At 57.3% G+C, this 16,383-nt stretch carries 13 protein-coding genes; 8 read left to right on the top strand and 5 right to left on the bottom strand.

All coding sequences use genetic code 11. The features are described from left to right. Window positions 1–7: 7 nt before the first annotated feature. From Q0X85_RS13670 to Q0X85_RS13655, 4 genes are read left to right on the top strand one after another with little or no spacing between them, the layout of a single operon-like run. On the top strand, window positions 8–949 hold the full coding sequence (locus tag Q0X85_RS13670) for an alpha/beta hydrolase (RefSeq protein WP_297772754.1): 942 nt from the start codon (window positions 8–10) through the stop codon (window positions 947–949). After that, the gene (locus Q0X85_RS13665) at window positions 946–1,980 is read left to right on the top strand and encodes a GSCFA domain-containing protein (protein ID WP_297772752.1); all 1,035 of its coding nucleotides are present in this window, start codon (window positions 946–948) and stop codon (window positions 1,978–1,980) included. Before Q0X85_RS13670 ends, Q0X85_RS13665 begins: the two co-directional genes overlap by 4 nt. Before the next feature lie 39 nt (window positions 1,981–2,019). Continuing rightward, a complete protein-coding gene (locus tag Q0X85_RS13660) occupies window positions 2,020–2,709 on the top strand; it encodes a hypothetical protein (protein ID WP_297772749.1) in 690 nt (229 codons plus the stop codon). Beyond that, the gene (locus Q0X85_RS13655; protein ID WP_297772748.1) at window positions 2,706–4,202 is read left to right on the top strand and encodes a hypothetical protein; all 1,497 of its coding nucleotides are present in this window, start codon (window positions 2,706–2,708) and stop codon (window positions 4,200–4,202) included. The genes Q0X85_RS13660 and Q0X85_RS13655 overlap by 4 nt, the downstream gene beginning before the upstream one ends. A 283-nt stretch (window positions 4,203–4,485) precedes the next feature. Here Q0X85_RS13655 and Q0X85_RS13650 read toward each other — a convergent pair whose 3' ends face one another. Further along, window positions 4,486–5,334, bottom strand: coding sequence for an aspartate dehydrogenase (locus tag Q0X85_RS13650; RefSeq protein WP_297772746.1), 849 nt, complete (start codon window positions 5,332–5,334; stop codon window positions 4,486–4,488). Window positions 5,335–5,614: 280 nt separating this feature from the next. Here Q0X85_RS13650 and Q0X85_RS13645 point away from each other — a divergent pair, with 280 nt between their 5' ends. Together Q0X85_RS13645 and Q0X85_RS13640 are read left to right on the top strand one after the other, a co-directional pair. Continuing rightward, entirely contained in the window at window positions 5,615–7,930 is a 2,316-nt protein-coding gene (locus tag Q0X85_RS13645; RefSeq protein ID WP_297772744.1) for a glycosyltransferase, read from the top strand. A 2-nt stretch (window positions 7,931–7,932) separates the two neighbouring features. Beyond that, entirely contained in the window at window positions 7,933–8,793 is an 861-nt protein-coding gene (locus Q0X85_RS13640; RefSeq protein ID WP_297772742.1) for a hypothetical protein, read from the top strand. A 45-nt stretch (window positions 8,794–8,838) separates the two neighbouring features. Here Q0X85_RS13640 and Q0X85_RS13635 read toward each other — a convergent pair whose 3' ends face one another. Continuing rightward, window positions 8,839–9,513, bottom strand: a complete 675-nt coding sequence (locus Q0X85_RS13635) for an ABC transporter ATP-binding protein (RefSeq protein WP_297772740.1) — start codon at window positions 9,511–9,513, stop codon at window positions 8,839–8,841. Window positions 9,514–9,526: 13 nt separating this feature from the next. Further along, entirely contained in the window at window positions 9,527–10,783 is a 1,257-nt protein-coding gene (locus tag Q0X85_RS13630; protein ID WP_297772739.1) for a sugar transporter, read from the bottom strand. A gap of 88 nt (window positions 10,784–10,871) precedes the next feature. Between Q0X85_RS13630 and Q0X85_RS13625 the strand changes: the two genes are divergently transcribed. After that, window positions 10,872–11,672, top strand: coding sequence for an ABC transporter permease (locus Q0X85_RS13625; protein ID WP_297772737.1), 801 nt, complete (start codon window positions 10,872–10,874; stop codon window positions 11,670–11,672). Here Q0X85_RS13625 and Q0X85_RS13620 read toward each other — a convergent pair. Beyond that, window positions 11,662–12,705: a hypothetical protein gene (locus tag Q0X85_RS13620; RefSeq protein ID WP_297772736.1), complete on the bottom strand. Its 1,044-nt coding sequence runs from the start codon at window positions 12,703–12,705 to the stop codon at window positions 11,662–11,664. The genes Q0X85_RS13625 and Q0X85_RS13620 overlap by 11 nt on opposite strands. Before the next feature lie 140 nt (window positions 12,706–12,845). Here Q0X85_RS13620 and Q0X85_RS13615 point away from each other — a divergent pair, with 140 nt between their 5' ends. Further along, window positions 12,846–13,679 (top strand): sulfotransferase family 2 domain-containing protein, encoded by an 834-nt coding sequence (locus Q0X85_RS13615; protein ID WP_297772734.1) that lies wholly within the window; start codon window positions 12,846–12,848, stop codon window positions 13,677–13,679. Here Q0X85_RS13615 and Q0X85_RS13610 read toward each other — a convergent pair. Next, window positions 13,666–16,077 carry a calcium-binding protein gene (locus Q0X85_RS13610; RefSeq protein WP_297772732.1) on the bottom strand — a complete coding sequence of 804 codons (2,412 nt, stop codon included), beginning with the start codon at window positions 16,075–16,077 and terminating at the stop codon, window positions 13,666–13,668. The genes Q0X85_RS13615 and Q0X85_RS13610 overlap by 14 nt on opposite strands. Window positions 16,078–16,383 lie beyond the last annotated feature (306 nt).

Below are 16,383 nucleotides of genomic sequence, written 5' to 3'. Positions count from 1 at the left end.
AGGGCCCATGACATTCGAGAAACAAGTCAAGAATTTGCTAGCCAGTGATACGGTGGAGTTCCGCTTTCGGAACATGGACCATGAAATTCCTGTAAGATTCAAGTCCGGTCCCTCTGGCTGCAAAACGTTGCTAATCCTGTTTCATGGCGCTATTGATCGCGTGTCGCGTGAAGTTCCCGCGTTCGTTCCTTTCATACCTGAGTTAGATAGCGTCACCCATCAGCTTGCGGTTTCGGATCCAACGATGCTGACCGGAAGCAACTTTAGCATGTCTTGGTATGCAGGCCACGACGGCTTCCCCTCGCAGAAAATTCTTAGGGAGCTATTTGATGCTATTTGCGTCGCACTTAATATCGAAAGAACCATTTATTTTGGCACATCAGGAGGGGGATTTGCCGCACTTTACTACAGTTGGCATCATCCAGATAGTGTTGCCATTGTTGGCAACCCTCAAACAAAAATAACCGATTACTACCCTCGTCATGTAGAGAATTATCGCTCAAGTTGCTGGTCTGAAACCGCCGAGGCGAATGAATTGCTCCAGTGCGTAACGGGTGATGTCAGGCAATTATATGCAGATCAAGTTCCAAACTTCGTCGTTTACGTTCAGTCATCCACAGACTCCTTTCACATTAAGAACCACATGGTCCCTTTTTTTTCTGCGGTGCCGTACAAGAAAGACATGCGAATCATACTCAATGTGGGTTTTTTTGGCAAATTCGGGCACAGTCCCTCTTTTGAGGCATATGCTCCATGGATACGCTCCGCCATTGTATGTTCGGCGATAGGCTCGGAAGAACTGATAAGGACGCATTCGCTCTTGGCTGGAGTACGATCTGCAGACGCGCCACCTAAAACGGAGGCATCGAGTAAGCTTTGGGGGAAAACTGACATCGAACTGGCGACTGTCTTGAAGAGCCATATGCTGTCAAAGGATCGAAAATCATGAACCCCTACAAACTCCAACCCCAAAAAGCCTTCTGGAGGCCTGCGGTTGCAGAGCGCCACTATGCCGACCTCGAAGACCTTTGGCAGCCGCTCACGTTGAAGAAAGAGCACAAAGTCGCAACCGCTGGAAGTTGTTTCGCACAGCATATTGGCAACAACCTGGCCCGGCGTGGCGCAAATTTCATGGATATGGAACCTGCGCCTCCGCTTTTCGAGTCTGAGGCCGACGCGCGCCGCTGGGGCTTTGGTGTCTTTTCTTGCCGCTATGGCAACATCTACACCACGCGCCAACTCATCCAGCTCTTCGACGAGGCATTCGGTGAACGCACCCCAGCAGAGCGGGTCTGGGAAAAACAGGGCCGCTTCTTTGACGCGTTGCGCCCCAGCGTCGACCCGGTGGGGCAGGACAGCGCCGAAAGCGTTCTTGCTCTGCGCGAGCGGCATCTTGCCAAGGTGCGCAAGATGTTCGAGACGCTCGATCTGTTCGTCTTTACCCTCGGGCTGACCGAGGGCTGGGAAAACTTAGAGGATGGCACCATGTTCCCCATGGCCCCCGGCACGGTCGCAGGCAGCCATGACCCCAAGAAATATCGGTTTCACAACCTGCGCCATGCCGAGATCCTGGCTGATATGAAGGGCGTGCGCGAGCGGCTCAGGGCCGTCAATTCCGGGGCGCGAACCCTGCTGACCGTCTCGCCCGTGCCACTGACCGCCACAGCCACCGACAATCACGTCCTTTCCGCTGCGGTCTACTCAAAATCCGTGCTCCGTGGTGTGGCCGGGGAAATGGCTGACGATTTCGACGATGTCACCTACTTCCCATCCTATGAGATCATTTCATCACATCCCTCGGGTGGAATGTTCTTTAATCCTGATCAGCGGACGGTCAATCAATTCGGCGTCGACTACGTCATGACGCATTTCTTCTCCGGTCCGCTCGCCGATGAGTTCCGTGTTGGATATACTTCGAACAAGGATGACGACTTGGATCTCATATGTGATGAAGAAAGACTCGAGGAGGCACTCAAATAAGTTAAAATCAAGTACTCTGTCTACGGGAGCCCAAAGAGCGTGAATGCATGTGACACATCCCGCGTCCCTCGGCCTGAACTCTCTTTTCCCGAGGATGAGGCGGCGTACCTGACTTCAGCCTACAAGGCAGCGCAGGTAATTTTGGAATATGGCTCGGGCGGTTCGACCGTGCTGGCATCCGAGATGCCCGGCAAGCTGATATTCAGTGTCGAGTCTGACTGGCTCTGGGCGATACGGCTTCAAAGTCACATCGACGCTCAGAATATGCCATCACCCGCAACCGTGTATCATGCAGATATCGGCCCCACTGGCACCTGGGGTCGGCCTTTGGATAATACACATTGGGCCCAATTCCATAAGTATCCGCTTTCCATCTGGGATGAGCCGTTCTTTCGTCATCCAGATGTGGTATTGATTGACGGGCGCTTTCGCGCCGCCTGTATGATGACGGTAATGACGCGCATCACCCAGCCAGTCACAGTGCTCTTTGATGACTACACCGAGCGCCGACCGTATCATGTGGTCGAAGACTGGGTCAGGCCACGCGAAACAACTGGTCGCATGGCTGTCTTCGATGTCGCGCCGGGGCTTTTGGGCCGGGACGCTCTAAGCCGGATCAACAATGCCCTTGCGCAGGCGACTTATTCGACAAAGAAGCCATTCTATGAAATGCACGCGGCAGAGGCGATAGAGCAACGTCTAAAGATGAGTAAGGACCACGGAGAATGAACCTGAGCAACCAATCCTCGGAAACCATGGTCGCCACAACGACACACGAGTTCTTCGCACCGGCAACAATAAAACCATTGTTCTGGCGCCCGCGTTTTCGTGTGAACTCGCCGGTCCAACTTCATGCGCCAATGTTGCTTTGGCTGGCTGCCGATGCGCGTATAAAACATGTTGGGGTGCTAGGGGTTGGTGACGGTTTCGCGCATTTTCTGTTCTGTCAGGCGATTGACAAGCTCAACACGCAAGGGTGCTGTTCTGGCTTTGGATTTTGGATAGACCGCGATAGCGGCGCAGCGCGGGTGCAGCCCCCTTCCGTCCTGAGCGAGCACGCAGAACAATTCTATGAAGACATTTCTGATATCAGAACTTGCCTCGGAACGACTGAAGCGATTGAAACCATAATTGAAAATAGCCTCGACCTTCTTTTTATCGACCTCGATGCATTGGCGGAAAATGACTACCCACATGTTGAGGACCTGATCAGATTGTTACAAAGCAATGCAATCATGATTATCCATGGCACCAACGCACTCCGGCGAGATTCAGACCATGGAGTCACGCTGGCAAAGCAACTGGGACGACTTGAGAGACTGGAGTTTCGCGAAGGTGCGGGACTCACTGTTTTTCCTATTGGAGAAGAGCAGCCAAGCCGTCTTAAGAGCCTTATGAAAGCGCGCGAGAACGGTGAGGTTCCTCGGGATATTCAGCTTGTTTTTCGACGGCTTGGCCAAAGTTTGGCTGCGATTGAGGAAACTCGCACGTTAAAGTCGAAAATCGCGTCATCCACAAAAGCACTTGCCGAAGTACAAGAGAAGCTGAAAAGCACAAAACAAGAACTTGCAGATCTGAGCGATGCCTATGAGCAGCGGAGCCGCAAGGTGTCAGAGAGTCAAAGTCTGGTTTTTGATGTGCAGACGAAACTCACCACTGTTTCAGAAGAGAAAGCGCGGCTTGAAAAGTCTTTGGTCGCCACAGAGCGTGCGCTTGAAGCCACGCAAGCCGAGCTCAGGACCCATGACCATGACCTGACAGCCGCACAAGCTGCAACGCTCGAAGCGGTCGCGCGCGCAGAGAATGCCGAACACGCACTTGAAGCCACGCAAGCCGAGCTCAAGGCCTATGAACAGGAAGTAGGGGCCGCACAATCTGAATTGGCCAACGCTCAGAACAGTTGGAAGTCAGCATCGGAGCGTGCGACGCAGCTTGAATCGGAGATCAAGGTAACACAGCGGGCACTAGATATTGAAAAGGCGACCAGGTTCGAAGAAACGGCAGCTTTGACCCGTATGCTGGAGAATACGCGCCTTGACGTAGAAACCGCTCAAGATAAAAGGAAAACCGAGTCAGAACGGGCCGCGCAGCTTGAAACGGCGCTGAACGAAGCGCTTGAGAAGATTGAAGTTTTAGAATTTCAGAATGAGGAATTGCTAAACAGCACCTCATGGCGAATGACCGCGCCCATGCGCACAGTCAAAACGGCATTTTCGAAATGACCTGCTAACCTGCCACTGAACTTTCATCCAGTTGGAACCTTGCTGCTGCCTGCCCTGTTGGCGCAGGCTGTTTCTGCCGCGCACAGGCGGGCTGCGGCCCGGAAGAGCTTAAGATGTCCCGCTCGGCAACCTCGCGCACCGGTCAACCACCTGAGCGACCGCGTCCCGCTTGAATTCGTATGTGAATCCGTTAGCGGACATCTCGTCCTCGTTGCTTCCAAAATTACAAAGCAAGACGTCTACAAATCTAGGGGCAATTCAATGGAAACAAACCTGTTCCGGATCATATGACCACAGGGTTTCGGAAGCGATTTATTTCTCTCAAAACGCTGTAGATCGTGGTGACAGAGGTTTTCGAGTTTGCTCCTGAGGCAGTGTTCTCGATTTCGATCGAGTATCGGCAGACGGGAGAAATCACCTCGTAGGCATGCTGGTTGCCAGTAGCCGCAGGGTCAGCCACCAAGTCAACTGCGGTCTCGTCGAAGCCCGCCCCTGCTAGTGCCAGCGTCGCCGCGACGTTCGCATTTTTCGGATACTCGCGAGCTGCCTGCCGTGCCGTGCCTGAGAAGAAGACATTGGGGCCGCTCAGCGTATTCAGGTCAAGAAGGTCGCTTGCCGGTGTTCCCTTCCATGCGGCTGGAGGTTTTGTGCCGCGATAGCAAACCTTGAGATCCCCCATAGGCGCGAGGGCAGCCAGTAGATCAATGCCACCAATTGCCCCGGCGGGAAGCACCAACGTGGCATCCCCGTCGTCCGCAGCCTGTCGGAGCTTTGCCATAACCTCATAAGTGGCGAGTGCGCCGATTGATACAAGCAGTAGAGTGATGCCCGAACCGAGGATTCTTGGGCCCAGGTCCTCCACAGCGCTATGCCCTGCGCATTCGATCACGAGATCCGGCTTTGCTGATAGGACGTCAGCAAGGTCCGTTGTAACCTCAATGGTGTTGGCTGCTTTAGAGGACTGAAGTTTGGTGCGAGCTCTCTCCAGTGCGGTTGTACGGACCAGAACCGTTATCTTCTCGACTGGCTGGGATTCAAGGAGTTTTGTAAGGCTCTCCGCGATGTTGCCGTAGCCAATAATTCCCAAATGCATCCACACCTCGCGCTTGTATTTAACCGCCAGCCTAGACAAAATCCGCCAAATGCCAAGATCAACTCAATGAAAAAGAGCTCACGTGCGCGGGATCGGTGCGCGTATCTTTAGCGACATGTTCGACGCAAACGGCGAAACTTACGATCTCTACGCTCTGGCCGAATGCTGGAGCTACCTCAAGGCCGCCTGATTTGTCTAAACCTTTTAATCCGCTGATCAAAGCACTCCGGTCCAGCTTGACCGCATACCGGGGCCTCGATCTTGCAAAGCCGACACCGGTCGGCTAATTGGCAGTAAATCGTCTGTATTTCAGGATCTGATGTCTCCTTGCATTTTCATCGTCATGGCGGTTTTCCGGCCCGAGCCTGCCTTTCTCTCGGCGCAGATTCGCTCGTTGGCGGGGCAGACGCATGAACCCCGCCATCTGATCGCGGTTATTGCCGACACCTCCTCGGATGCTTTGGTTACGGAGTTGGCCGCGGCGGCGGACCTGCCCTGCACGATCTTGCCTAGTGATTTCGCGCTCGACTCGGTGCGGGCCTTTGAGGCGGGTATGACAGAGGCCTTGCGCCTCATCACCGCGCGAGGACTGTCGGACGACGCGGCCCTGATCGCACTCAGCGATCAGGATGACATCTGGCGACCTGACCGGTTGGAGAAAGGCGTCGCCGCACTTTTGAAAACCGGTGCCGACCTGGTCCACAGCGATGCGCGGCTTGTTGACACCGATGGTCATACAATTTTGCAACCCTCAATGTTCACGTATGAACGGCGCATGCGCAAACCGGGGCTGCGTGGCCTGCTTTATCGAAACAACATTACCGGAATGACCACCTTGATGCGGCCACGATTGCTGAGGCTGGCCCTGCCGTTCCCGGCGCAAAGCGGCGTGCATTTCTATCATGACCTTTGGCTGGGCCTCCTCGCTGCCGCGACAGGCGGCGTCCATCTGATCGAAGAGCCTCTGGTCGACTATCGGCAACATGGCACCAACGCGATTGGCGCGGTGGATCGCAGGCGGGGATGGCGCATACGGCTCAAACGCCCGGATGCGATCTGGCTGCGCAATGAGGCGACCGCCTACGGACTGGCCCGATACCTCGCACAGTCTGCCTATAACCGGCTCGTCGACGCGACGGCTGATGGGCGGATAGGGCATGGAGACGCGCAGGTCGCACCGTTACGCCCATTCCTCAAGCGCACCCGTGGTGCCGGGGCGCATCTGTGGGATGCCGTCAAATTGGGCTTGCAACGCCATACCGACCTTGCCCGGATTGCCGCCGGTTTTGCCACCGTCAGCGCCGGGCGTACGATCTGGTGTCTGCGCGAAGCTCTTGGCCCTGGTCTGAATAATGCGATCGACGGGTTCGACACGCGGCTTTATTCGTTATCTCCGGGGATGTTGCCACAGGCGCCCGCCTCTTTACCCAAGACCAACGCGCCCGCCGTTCCCCACCAGAGCATCGTGGACCTGCGCAAGGAACCGCGTTGGACCCCCTCTTTTTCTGCGGACCACGCGGCGCTGAATATTCTCGTTCCGACCCTGAACCCGACAGAGATTTTCGCCGGGATTGCAACGGCACTCGATATCGGTCTCGGGCTGGCTGCTCGCGGGCACAAGATTCGCTTTATCTGCACCGACCTGCCGCTGGCGTCGCCCGGTGCCTCCCGGAGCTTTGTGCTCGGCCGTCTGGCCGGACGATGGGATATCAACATCGTGGCCAGGAATGTCAGCCTGCATTGCGGCGTTCAGAGCAAGACCTTGAAATTGAACAACGCAGACATGTTCATGGCCACTGCATGGTGGAGCGCACATGTCGCAGAAAGAATCCTGCGGCGCCACGGCATGCCGCACAAAAGGTTTCTTTATCTCATTCAGGATTTCGAGCCCCACTTCTATCCCTGGGGCCCGGAATTCGCCGATGCGATGGCCAGCTATGACTTCGATTTCGAGCCGATCTTCAACACCACGCTCCTTCGCGACTGGTTTGCCAACCTTGGGTTCGATTTCGCCAAACCGGACTCGCTCGCGTTTCATCCGTCGATTGACATTTCGCGTTACAGCCGCGTCACGCGCGCGGCCCCGCAAGACGGACGACGGCGCCTCGCCCTGTACGGGCGGCCGGACGTACCCCGCAACATGTATGCCACGGCCATCGAGGCGCTTGCGCGGTTCGTGACAAACGAAGGTCTCGGTCCTCAGGATATCGAGCTCGTGTCCATCGGCCAACAGCACGGCGATGTGTCGCTACCCGGTCAACTCTCGCTCAAGAGCAAGGGCAAGCTGGCATGGGAAGATTACCCGGACTATCTGGGCAGCGTCGATCTGGGCCTGTCGCTGATGTACTCTCCTCACCCCAGCCACCCTCCGATCGAGATGGCCGCGGCGGGTGTCAGGGTCGTGACCAACAATCTGGGGCCCAAGGATCTGAGCCGTCTGAGCCCGGCCATCCTGTCGACGCCCGCCACAGCCCCCGCTTTGGCAGACGCGTTGAGCAAAGCATGGCACGCCGGTCCGGTGCCGGACGCAGACCGCGACATCGATCTGCAGGCGTTGGGCATCCATCCCGAGACGATGATCGACAAATTGGCCAAACAGCTTGCAGGCCGCCTGCCAGTCAGGCAAGCATCGTAGCAATGGTGCCAAGACTAATCCTGCATATCGGTTCGCCCAAATGCGGCTCGACCTACATGCAGCGTGTGATGTTACAGAATTCATCCACGCTGCTCGAGCAGGGTATTCGATACCCGGCACCGGCGGGTGGGCATCCCGGCAATGCCGCAGACCTGGCCGACATCACGCCCGAGGCGGTTGAGGCCATGTTCGCGGACGGGATACACACAGTCGTCCTTAGTCACGAGGACCTCTATTCCCTGCCAAAGCGCGGACGCGCTCTTGCGGGCCTTGCAAAAGATCATGGCATCGAAGTTCAACTGCTGGCTTTCCTGCGCCCTTTCAGCGATTTCGTGTTCGGTGATTATTCTCAATTCATGAAGCAATTCTTTGAAAAGTTCCTCGCCGAGCGCAGCCCCTATGGCGGGCGGGATTTCACGACTTTTGCAAAGCGCCGTATCAGCACCATGAGCCCCGCCACCTATCTGCGCAACTGGAACAAGCTGTTTCCCGAGCGGCCGTTCATTCTTGACAATCACCATAATATCCGCCTGACGCTCAGCCCTCTCCTCGGCTATCCCGACGGGCTAGATTGGCAAGTGCCGCTACAGCACACCAATCCGTCCCTACGTATGCAGGACTGTGACAATCTCGCCGCTGCGATGCGTGATCCAAGCCGGTCAGAGGCAGACATACGCGCGATGTTTCGCGAGGCATTTCACCACACACAAGACGCCGATAGCGGCCGCAGCGCGGAGCGTATCGAGTGGCTCGAAGCGCAGTTCAAACCCCATAATGACGCCTTGATGACCCATTTTTGGTTTGACAACAGGCACCCGCTCGTTCGGCAATGTAGCGATATCAGCGCGGAACAGTCCACCTGAGACGCGACTCAGACCCGGCCGCTATTGGCCGGTCCAAGTTAGTCATCAGGCTGTCTTTTGCTTTTCGACCCGCATGATCGATTGATGATGGGCGATGGCGCGTTCAATATCGGTATAATAATGTAGATGCCCCGCTTCCAGGACTGCGGCGTGATGGCATAGCTTGCGCACTTGCCCCAAGCCGTGTGTCACCATGATCGCCGCGCTGTGTTTGACCCGCTCTGCAAAGAGCGCATCCGATTTTTCGCGAAAGGCGGCGTCGCCGACGGCTGTCACCTCATCCACAAGATAGGTATCGAAGTGAATGCCCATGGATACCCCGAACGCCAAACGTGATTTCATGCCCGAGGAATAGGTCCGCACTGGAAGATTGAAATGCGGCCCGACCTCGGCGAAATCACGGACGAACTCCGCCAGTTCCTTGCTATCGACCCCGTAGACGCGCGCGATAAAACGGACATTCTGAAGCCCGGTCATTTCAGGGTGAAAGCTGCCGGCAAAACCGACTGGCCATGAAATCGTGCCGGTGCTGACAACCTCTCCGCTGTCCGGGTCCATGGACCCGGCAATCATCTTGAGAAGGCTCGACTTGCCCGCGCCGTTACGGCCGAGGATAGCAACCGCCGTCTTGTCCGGGAAAACGGTATTTATCTGATCCGCCACGACCTTGCGGCTCCCGTTGAGAACGAAGGTCTTGCACAGGTTGCGAAGCTCGATCATGCGCCTTCACCGTTCAGCGTCTGTCACGTAGGGAATAATATACCATTACCAGGATCGACCACGACACGAACAGGAACCCCGCCATGATACCCAACAGCATCAGGCGGCGGGGATATTCCGGCGTTTCAGCGAGCGTCGGGGCGATATGCGTAGCCAGGTACCGAGACTGTTGCTGTGCTTTGGCCACGGCTGCATCGCGCGCCGCAAGAGCTGAAAGATAGCTCTTCTCCGCGAATTGGCGCTCAAGCTCCAACGCCTGATACTCTTCGAGAATATCGGAATACTGGGTCACACCGGACAGGCCGCCCTGACCGCCAAAGCTCGCACGCTCTTCATCGATAAGTTTCTGGATCGCAGCCATTTTGCGATTGGCCTGGGCAACACGCGGGTCGCTGTCATTGGTGTTGTCGAGCAACAGTTCCCGCTCGATCTGCGCTTCTGCCATTTGCGCATTGAGCGAGTTCAAGAGGCCCATCTGCCCTTGGATATCGGCCTGCGGGTCCACGATCTGGGTCCGGTTGCGAAAAGCTGTCAGCGAGGTGTTGGCCGCCTTCAACCGATCTTCCGCGCGTGCCAACTCTTCCTCGGCATAGCGGGTCGCATCCGCACGAGCGATGGCCGAGAGTTCGTTAATCATCTCGCTGCTCTCGGTGAAAATCACCTCGGCGATGCTGCGCGCATCCTCGGGCCTGAAGGCCAGGACCCGCAATTCGATCAGGCCGCTGCCCCGATCATAAAAGATCTTGACCATTCGCTGCCAATATTTCGCGAGCGCCTCAACGCGCGCATCCTCGCCAAGCGTAAAGACCGGGTCATCGGGGCGACGATAAATCGCCTGCATGTCCAGTTGCTCGTTCACCGAGCGGACCATCTGCTGACTCTGAATGAATTCATACAGGATATCGGTGTCGGAGGAGCTTGATCCTGACAATTCGGTTATCCCGCCAAGCAACTCAACGGCAGAGCCGACTTCCTCGGTGCGCACAGAAAAACCAACGTGGCTTGCATATTGATCGCGGGCGACCTGGTAAAGATAAACGCTCGCAATGGCGAGCGGGACGATGACCCACAGGACAAAGCTCAGCGCGATAATGACATGCCGCAAGCGCATGCGCGCGCGCTGCACCGGAGGGCGCGGCTCTGAATTTGGATTGGGTGATGGCGGCGGCGTCTTTGCCTGGGCCGCCTTGGTATTTGTACGCGCACCGCCCTCGTCCGACTTGTCAGGGCCCTCGGTTTTCTTGTCGGGCGGGGATGTGACTTCGTTCAAATCTGAGCTCGCGAATGACTGGTGTCGGATCAAGGATCCCGGTTAGGCATTTTCTATCAAAAGACAGGGTGATACACCATCCATCAAGATGACAAATATAAGCTTCCCTCCGGCACAGCCACAGCACCGAACCGGCATGATTCAGACCGTCGTCGCCCTGATGCTGCGCGAGATGTCCGCGACCTACGGGCGTTCAGCTCTGGGGTATCTTTGGGCGATCCTCGAACCAGTGGCCGGCATCCTGCTGCTGACCTTCATTTTCAGCCTTGCCTTTCGGACCCCGAGCCTTGGCACCAGTTACCCTTTGTTCTTTGCAACTGGTGTCCTTCCATTCATGGCTTACATGGATGTCAGCAGCAAGATTTCGGTTGCGCTCCGCTTTTCCAAACAACTGCTTTTTTATCCGGGCGTAACCTATCTGGATGCGCTCATCGCGCGCCTGATTTTGAACATGCTCACGCAGATCATGATCGCAGCCCTGCTTTTCCCGCTGATCCTGACCATGTATGACATCAATGTGATCATCGACATGCAGAGCATCGCGATGGGATATCTGATGGCATTCTCCCTCGGCGCGGGCGTGGGTACGCTCAACTGTTTCCTGCTGTCGGTCTTTCCCGTCTGGGAACGCGCGTGGGCGATTCTCAATCGCCCCCTCTTCATCGTTTCAGGGGTGATTTTCCTGTTTGACACCGTGCCATTGCCCTATCGGGACTGGATGTGGTGGAACCCGCTTGTGCATCCCATCGGATCAGTGCGGCAGGGCATTTATGCCACCTACGATGCCGATTACGTGTCTTACGTCTTCGTTTTCTCGATCGCTGCGGTGACCTTGGCCGCCGGTCTGCTTCTCCTGCGCCGCTATCATCGCGATATCGTTAACTTCTAGACAGCGCCCGCGTTGCGTGCCAGAGGCCGGACACGCGGCGACGGATACCGGCACGGAGCCGCAGCCCGGGCTGAAACTCCAGATGGTACGCAGCCAGAATTTCCGCGGCTTCGGCACCTAAGGGGCTTTCACTGGCCGGGTCCTTTTGCAACACCTTGTCAAACGCCTCTTTGCCGTCGAAAAAGTTTTTCTCAAACGCGGCATTGACGTTCTCGAAACGCTGCAACAGCTTTCTCCGCTTGGCAATTGGCATCAAAAAGCGCCGCGGAGGGATGTCCATGATCTTCGGCACCTGCTCGAAAAATTGCGCCACTTGCCGTTTCACAAATACTGGCGACATGCCACGATCCAGCATCGCCTTCTTCAAAAATCGCGCGGGTTCGATCAGCCCGGTCGGAGGGCTCACATTTTGAGGCATAGGCGCCACGGTACCCTCTGACAAAAAATCGGAACAACCGACCAAATCAAGAAAGCTGCGAACCGGGTAATCAGGCGCCTGTCCCGGCCGTAGCGGGATCGCCACGATATTTTCGCGGCCCACGGCCTTGGCCCAATTGGCCAGCGTCCAGTTATAGTTGAGGACTTCTTTTTCCATGCGATGCTCAATCAGCGCACCGATACCCTTGCGCCAGTCGATCTGGCTTTTGACATGCTGTTTGTAGTCCGACTCGATCCAGATGTCCTGACGACGAAAATAGCAGATTACCGTAATGTCGAACCCGGCTTGTCGCATGCGATCCGCGACGCTGCGCATCGTATCGCCGCGCGCGACCCCGAACAAATCCTCGGAACTGAGTATAATGTCGGCATCGCGTCTCAAGAACAGATCGAGTAGCGATTGCACATGCCCACCATCACGCTGCAAGATGGCATTGGCCAATGACGTGGCGTTTCCGCGCGCACTGACATGGCCTTCAAAGTCGTAATGCACACCGCGTTGGGCAAGCTCTGCCACATGGTCTGCAAGATAGGCCTGAAGAGTTGTCGTTGCGCACTTTGGCATGCCTATGTGCAGGAAAAGGCGCTTTTGCATTTGTACAGGCTACCCAAGTCAATTTGCGCGCACCGTAAAGGCCACCCTAAGGCAAGACAAGCGTAATGCATCACATTGCCAAGCCTCCGCAGGACCGTTAAGCCATCGGTTGAATTGGAAAACTGACGCAGGACCGCAACTTGGGCTGGCGCGGATTTATTGACGATGACAGCGAGACTGTCTTTTTCTGGTCGCAAAAAGCGGCCTGCACCACATTGTTCAATTTTCTGGCCGACAACATGCCAGAGCGGCCGACCAACAAACGGTATTTTCACACGCACAGCCAACCTTATCCGCACTGTATCTCCGCAATCCACAACCGTGGCTATCGCTCGGTCATACTTGCACGACATCCGGTCAACCGGATCATCAGCGCATATTTCAACAAGTTCTGCGTCTATCGCGGCAAGAGATTGCTGGCGCGCACCGATCTCGAACCCTTCGCACAGGACCTCCACGATCTGTACTGTCGGCGCACCGGTGCACCGGCTGACGAGAACAGCATGTCATTTGAGCAATTCCTCGACACCGTGGCGGCGCTGCATGCCGCGCGGCCTGGCCCTAGACACCCGGTGAATGGTCACTGGGAAACGCAGGTACCGCCGTTTCATGCGAACCTGGAGCTTCAGTATGACGTCGTCGTCCATGTCGAACGCCTCGATGCTGAAATGGCCGCGCTCGCCAAGGATATCGGCATGCGGTTCGACTCTCGTGCCATGAACCGGACGGACCTGACCGAAACACCTGTTATCGGTTATCTGGGTCAGGTTCCCGCGAAAGACGTCGGCAGGCTGGAGTTCGGCTATGAAAATTTCATTGCGCCGTTAACTCTCAAGAGAATTCACGCCCTCTACGCGGTCGACTTCAAGGTCCTGGGCTATCCGCTCAACCCGAGCGACCAGCGGGGCAAAACCGGGCTTGCCCGATTTTTCTCGCAGGTGACGTCGGGTCTGACACAACTCACAAAAAAATGAAGTCGTCCAGCGTAAGGCGATCTGCCTCGATATCCACCAACAGAACCTCATGACCGGCATGGCGCAGGGCTGCACCCTCACTGGTCCCGAAAATGTCCAATGACTCGAACCGCTCCTGCAGGCCCTGCCCCTCGACACCGGTCAGGCGGACCCTGTCAGAGCCAAGCTCAAAGTCATTGATACGATCCATCTCACCTCCATTGAACTTGTTGAAGACAAAGAGATCGTCGCCAACGCCGCCGGTCATGGTGTCATTCCCGTTGCCGCCGTTGATCGTGTCCGCGCCCGGCCCGCCATCAATCAGATCATGGCGCCCGCCGCCGGCGAGAAAATCCGCCCCGGGGCCGCCATGCACAGTATCGTTGCCCTCGCCGCCGCCGATCCGGTCATCACCCGCCTCACCATCAAGTTCATCGCTGCCTGGCCCGCCGCCCAGAGAGTCGTCTCCCGCCCCTCCGCGCACCGTATCGAGATCGAAACTGCCTGCGAGCGTATCGTCGCCCAGACCGCCCTCGACCAGATCCCGCCCCGGCCCGCCGCTCATGACGTCGTGACCGCCACCGCCCAGCAGGATATCGTCATCCAGACCGCCGCCGAGCGTGTCATTGCCGTCCTGACCGCGCATCGTATCGTTGCCCGGCCCCCCGCCCATGTTGTCGTTTCCGCCGCCGCCATCGAGCAGATCATCCCCGGCAGCACCGGCAAGCATGTCGTTACCTTCGGCCCCGCGCAGCGTGTCATCACCACCCCGGCCAGCCAGCACGTCATCCACCGCGCCGCCCTCAAGCAGGTCGGCACCGTCTCCGCCAACCAGAAGCTGCCCGACCGGCTCCGGTGGCGGCAGTGGCTCTGACAGGTCTGGTGGCGCGGGCGGAGGGAGCAAGATCACTGGCGGTGGCGCGGGCGGCGCGACCCGAAGCGGACCCAACCTGACGTCGAAATGTCCCAGCAAGGGGGCCACCATAGCATCCAGGTCCTCTGCCTCGAACGCCACTGCGTCAGCGCTGCGCAGTTCAAGCTCCTCTGCCCCGAACCGCAAGACAGCCCCCCGGCTCGTTGGCGAAAACCCGATCTGACCAAGGTTGCGCAGAAACGGCCAAAGGGAAAGGTCGAGAAGATCCTCGTCCAGGGTAAAATCGAGGATGACATCGCGACGTCCATCGGCGTTAAGGACGAAAAGATCCGCCCCCGCGCCGCCCTCCAACGTGTCGGCACCGGCCCCGTCGCTCAGAATATCGTCGCCAGAAAGCCCGGCAAGAGCGCCAGACACCGTGGCAAGCGACAACATGTCATTGTCTGCGCTCCCCTCAACCCTGTCAGCATTGCTCCGCTGTACGATGCCCGTCGGCCCTAGCTCTGCACGCAGGAGGCTCAGTCCTCCCTCGCCAGCGGCGGTCACAAGAATGTCGAGTCCATCGTCGCGGACTTGCGCAGCCAGCCCCGACACGCCATCAAGCGCGAAATCAAGACCGTCAGCCAGTGTATCGAGATGCACCAGCCTGCCCTCTGCACTCAGCCGAAAGAGGCTTAGTCCGGCATCCTGCCCGGCGGCGAGTACGAAAGCGTGACCGTCATGCGTGACAAGCTCAAGCTGCGCAATGCCATGGAACCGAGTCTCAAGTGTGTCAACGACATGATCGGCGACCGACAGCCCCCCGTCCGCCGAGACGCGCAAGACCGTCAGGCTGGAACTGTCTGCCGCCGCCACGATCAGGAACTGCCGTCCAGCAACCTCAACAGGAACAACCGCCGTCATCGTCTGCACTGGCAGGCTGTCCTCGCGCCCGAGGCTCGTGACCGGCGTCAGCCCATCCGACGCGGTGACGCGCAACAGTGTCAATCCCTGCTCACTGGCCGAAAGCGCGACAAGATAGACCGCGTCGGGCATCTCCAAAAGCGCGAGATCGGACACGTTTTGCAAGTAAATCCCGGAACTGTCGTCCTGCGACCGCGCGGTTTGTACCCGGCCGTCCGGACCAAGCACAAAAGCAGACACACCCCGCCCGTTGCTTGCCGCAGCAAACAGATACTCCTGCCCATCCAACTGCGCGGCAAGCAGGCTCGCGGCCTGTGCCTGATTAGCACCCGGCCCCAGAAACGCCAGGGTGCCACTACGCAGACCTGCGTCCCAACTACCAAAGAGATCCTGAACCAAAGCCTCTGGCAGAGAACCCGGCATGCTCGTGACATCGACCGCGATCCTTGGGGTGACCTCATGCCACCGTGGTTCATGCAGAACGGGCCCTTGTGCAGCCGCACCGACGGTCCGGCTCATTCCGGCGGCATGATCGACCACCACAAATCCACCGTCAGGACGCGTGGTCACGGCCACCGATGTCAGGGCGAATTCAAAATTCTCTACATATGTCGTGCCCACATGCTCCAGTCTGACCGGCATCGTGATCTCACCCTTTTCCCGCGTCCCCACGCGAAAAAGAGCTTGGCTGTCAGAGCCTGCACCGGGCTTAACGAATTGTGTCCGCCCTGCGGCTTTTAGGAAGAGTTAAGGGAAAATGGTGAGGACCCTTCGGTCTATTCTAGACAAAGATAAAGTCATCCACCGTCAGGTCCGCCGCTGCGACGCCCTCGACCAGCACGAGATGCCCGTCGATATCCATCTGCGCTCCGCCTGCCGCGTCGGTGATGTTCAGCGCGTCGAGGAAGCCCGACAGACCGTTTCCGCCGTTCTCGATATTAACCTCAC

The sequence above is a fragment of the uncultured Roseovarius sp. genome (assembly GCF_947259555.1).
Lineage (GTDB): Bacteria > Pseudomonadota > Alphaproteobacteria > Rhodobacterales > Rhodobacteraceae > Roseovarius.
Note: the sequence above shows the minus strand (reverse complement) of the source record. Positions and strands in the feature narration are given on the sequence as shown.

Coding starts and splice junctions, on each gene's coding strand:
- Q0X85_RS13670 (WP_297772754.1), top strand. CDS start 8: ATGACATTCGAGAAACAAGTCAAGAATTTGCTAGCCAGTGATACGGTG.
- Q0X85_RS13665 (WP_297772752.1), top strand. CDS start 946: ATGAACCCCTACAAACTCCAACCCCAAAAAGCCTTCTGGAGGCCTGCG.
- Q0X85_RS13655 (WP_297772748.1), top strand. CDS start 2,706: ATGAACCTGAGCAACCAATCCTCGGAAACCATGGTCGCCACAACGACA.
- Q0X85_RS13645 (WP_297772744.1), top strand. CDS start 5,615: ATGTCTCCTTGCATTTTCATCGTCATGGCGGTTTTCCGGCCCGAGCCT.
- Q0X85_RS13640 (WP_297772742.1), top strand. CDS start 7,933: ATGGTGCCAAGACTAATCCTGCATATCGGTTCGCCCAAATGCGGCTCG.
- Q0X85_RS13635 (WP_297772740.1), bottom strand. CDS start 9,513: ATGATCGAGCTTCGCAACCTGTGCAAGACCTTCGTTCTCAACGGGAGC.
- Q0X85_RS13625 (WP_297772737.1), top strand. CDS start 10,872: ATGACAAATATAAGCTTCCCTCCGGCACAGCCACAGCACCGAACCGGC.
- Q0X85_RS13620 (WP_297772736.1), bottom strand. CDS start 12,705: ATGCAAAAGCGCCTTTTCCTGCACATAGGCATGCCAAAGTGCGCAACG.
- Q0X85_RS13610 (WP_297772732.1), bottom strand. CDS start 16,077: ATGCCGGTCAGACTGGAGCATGTGGGCACGACATATGTAGAGAATTTT.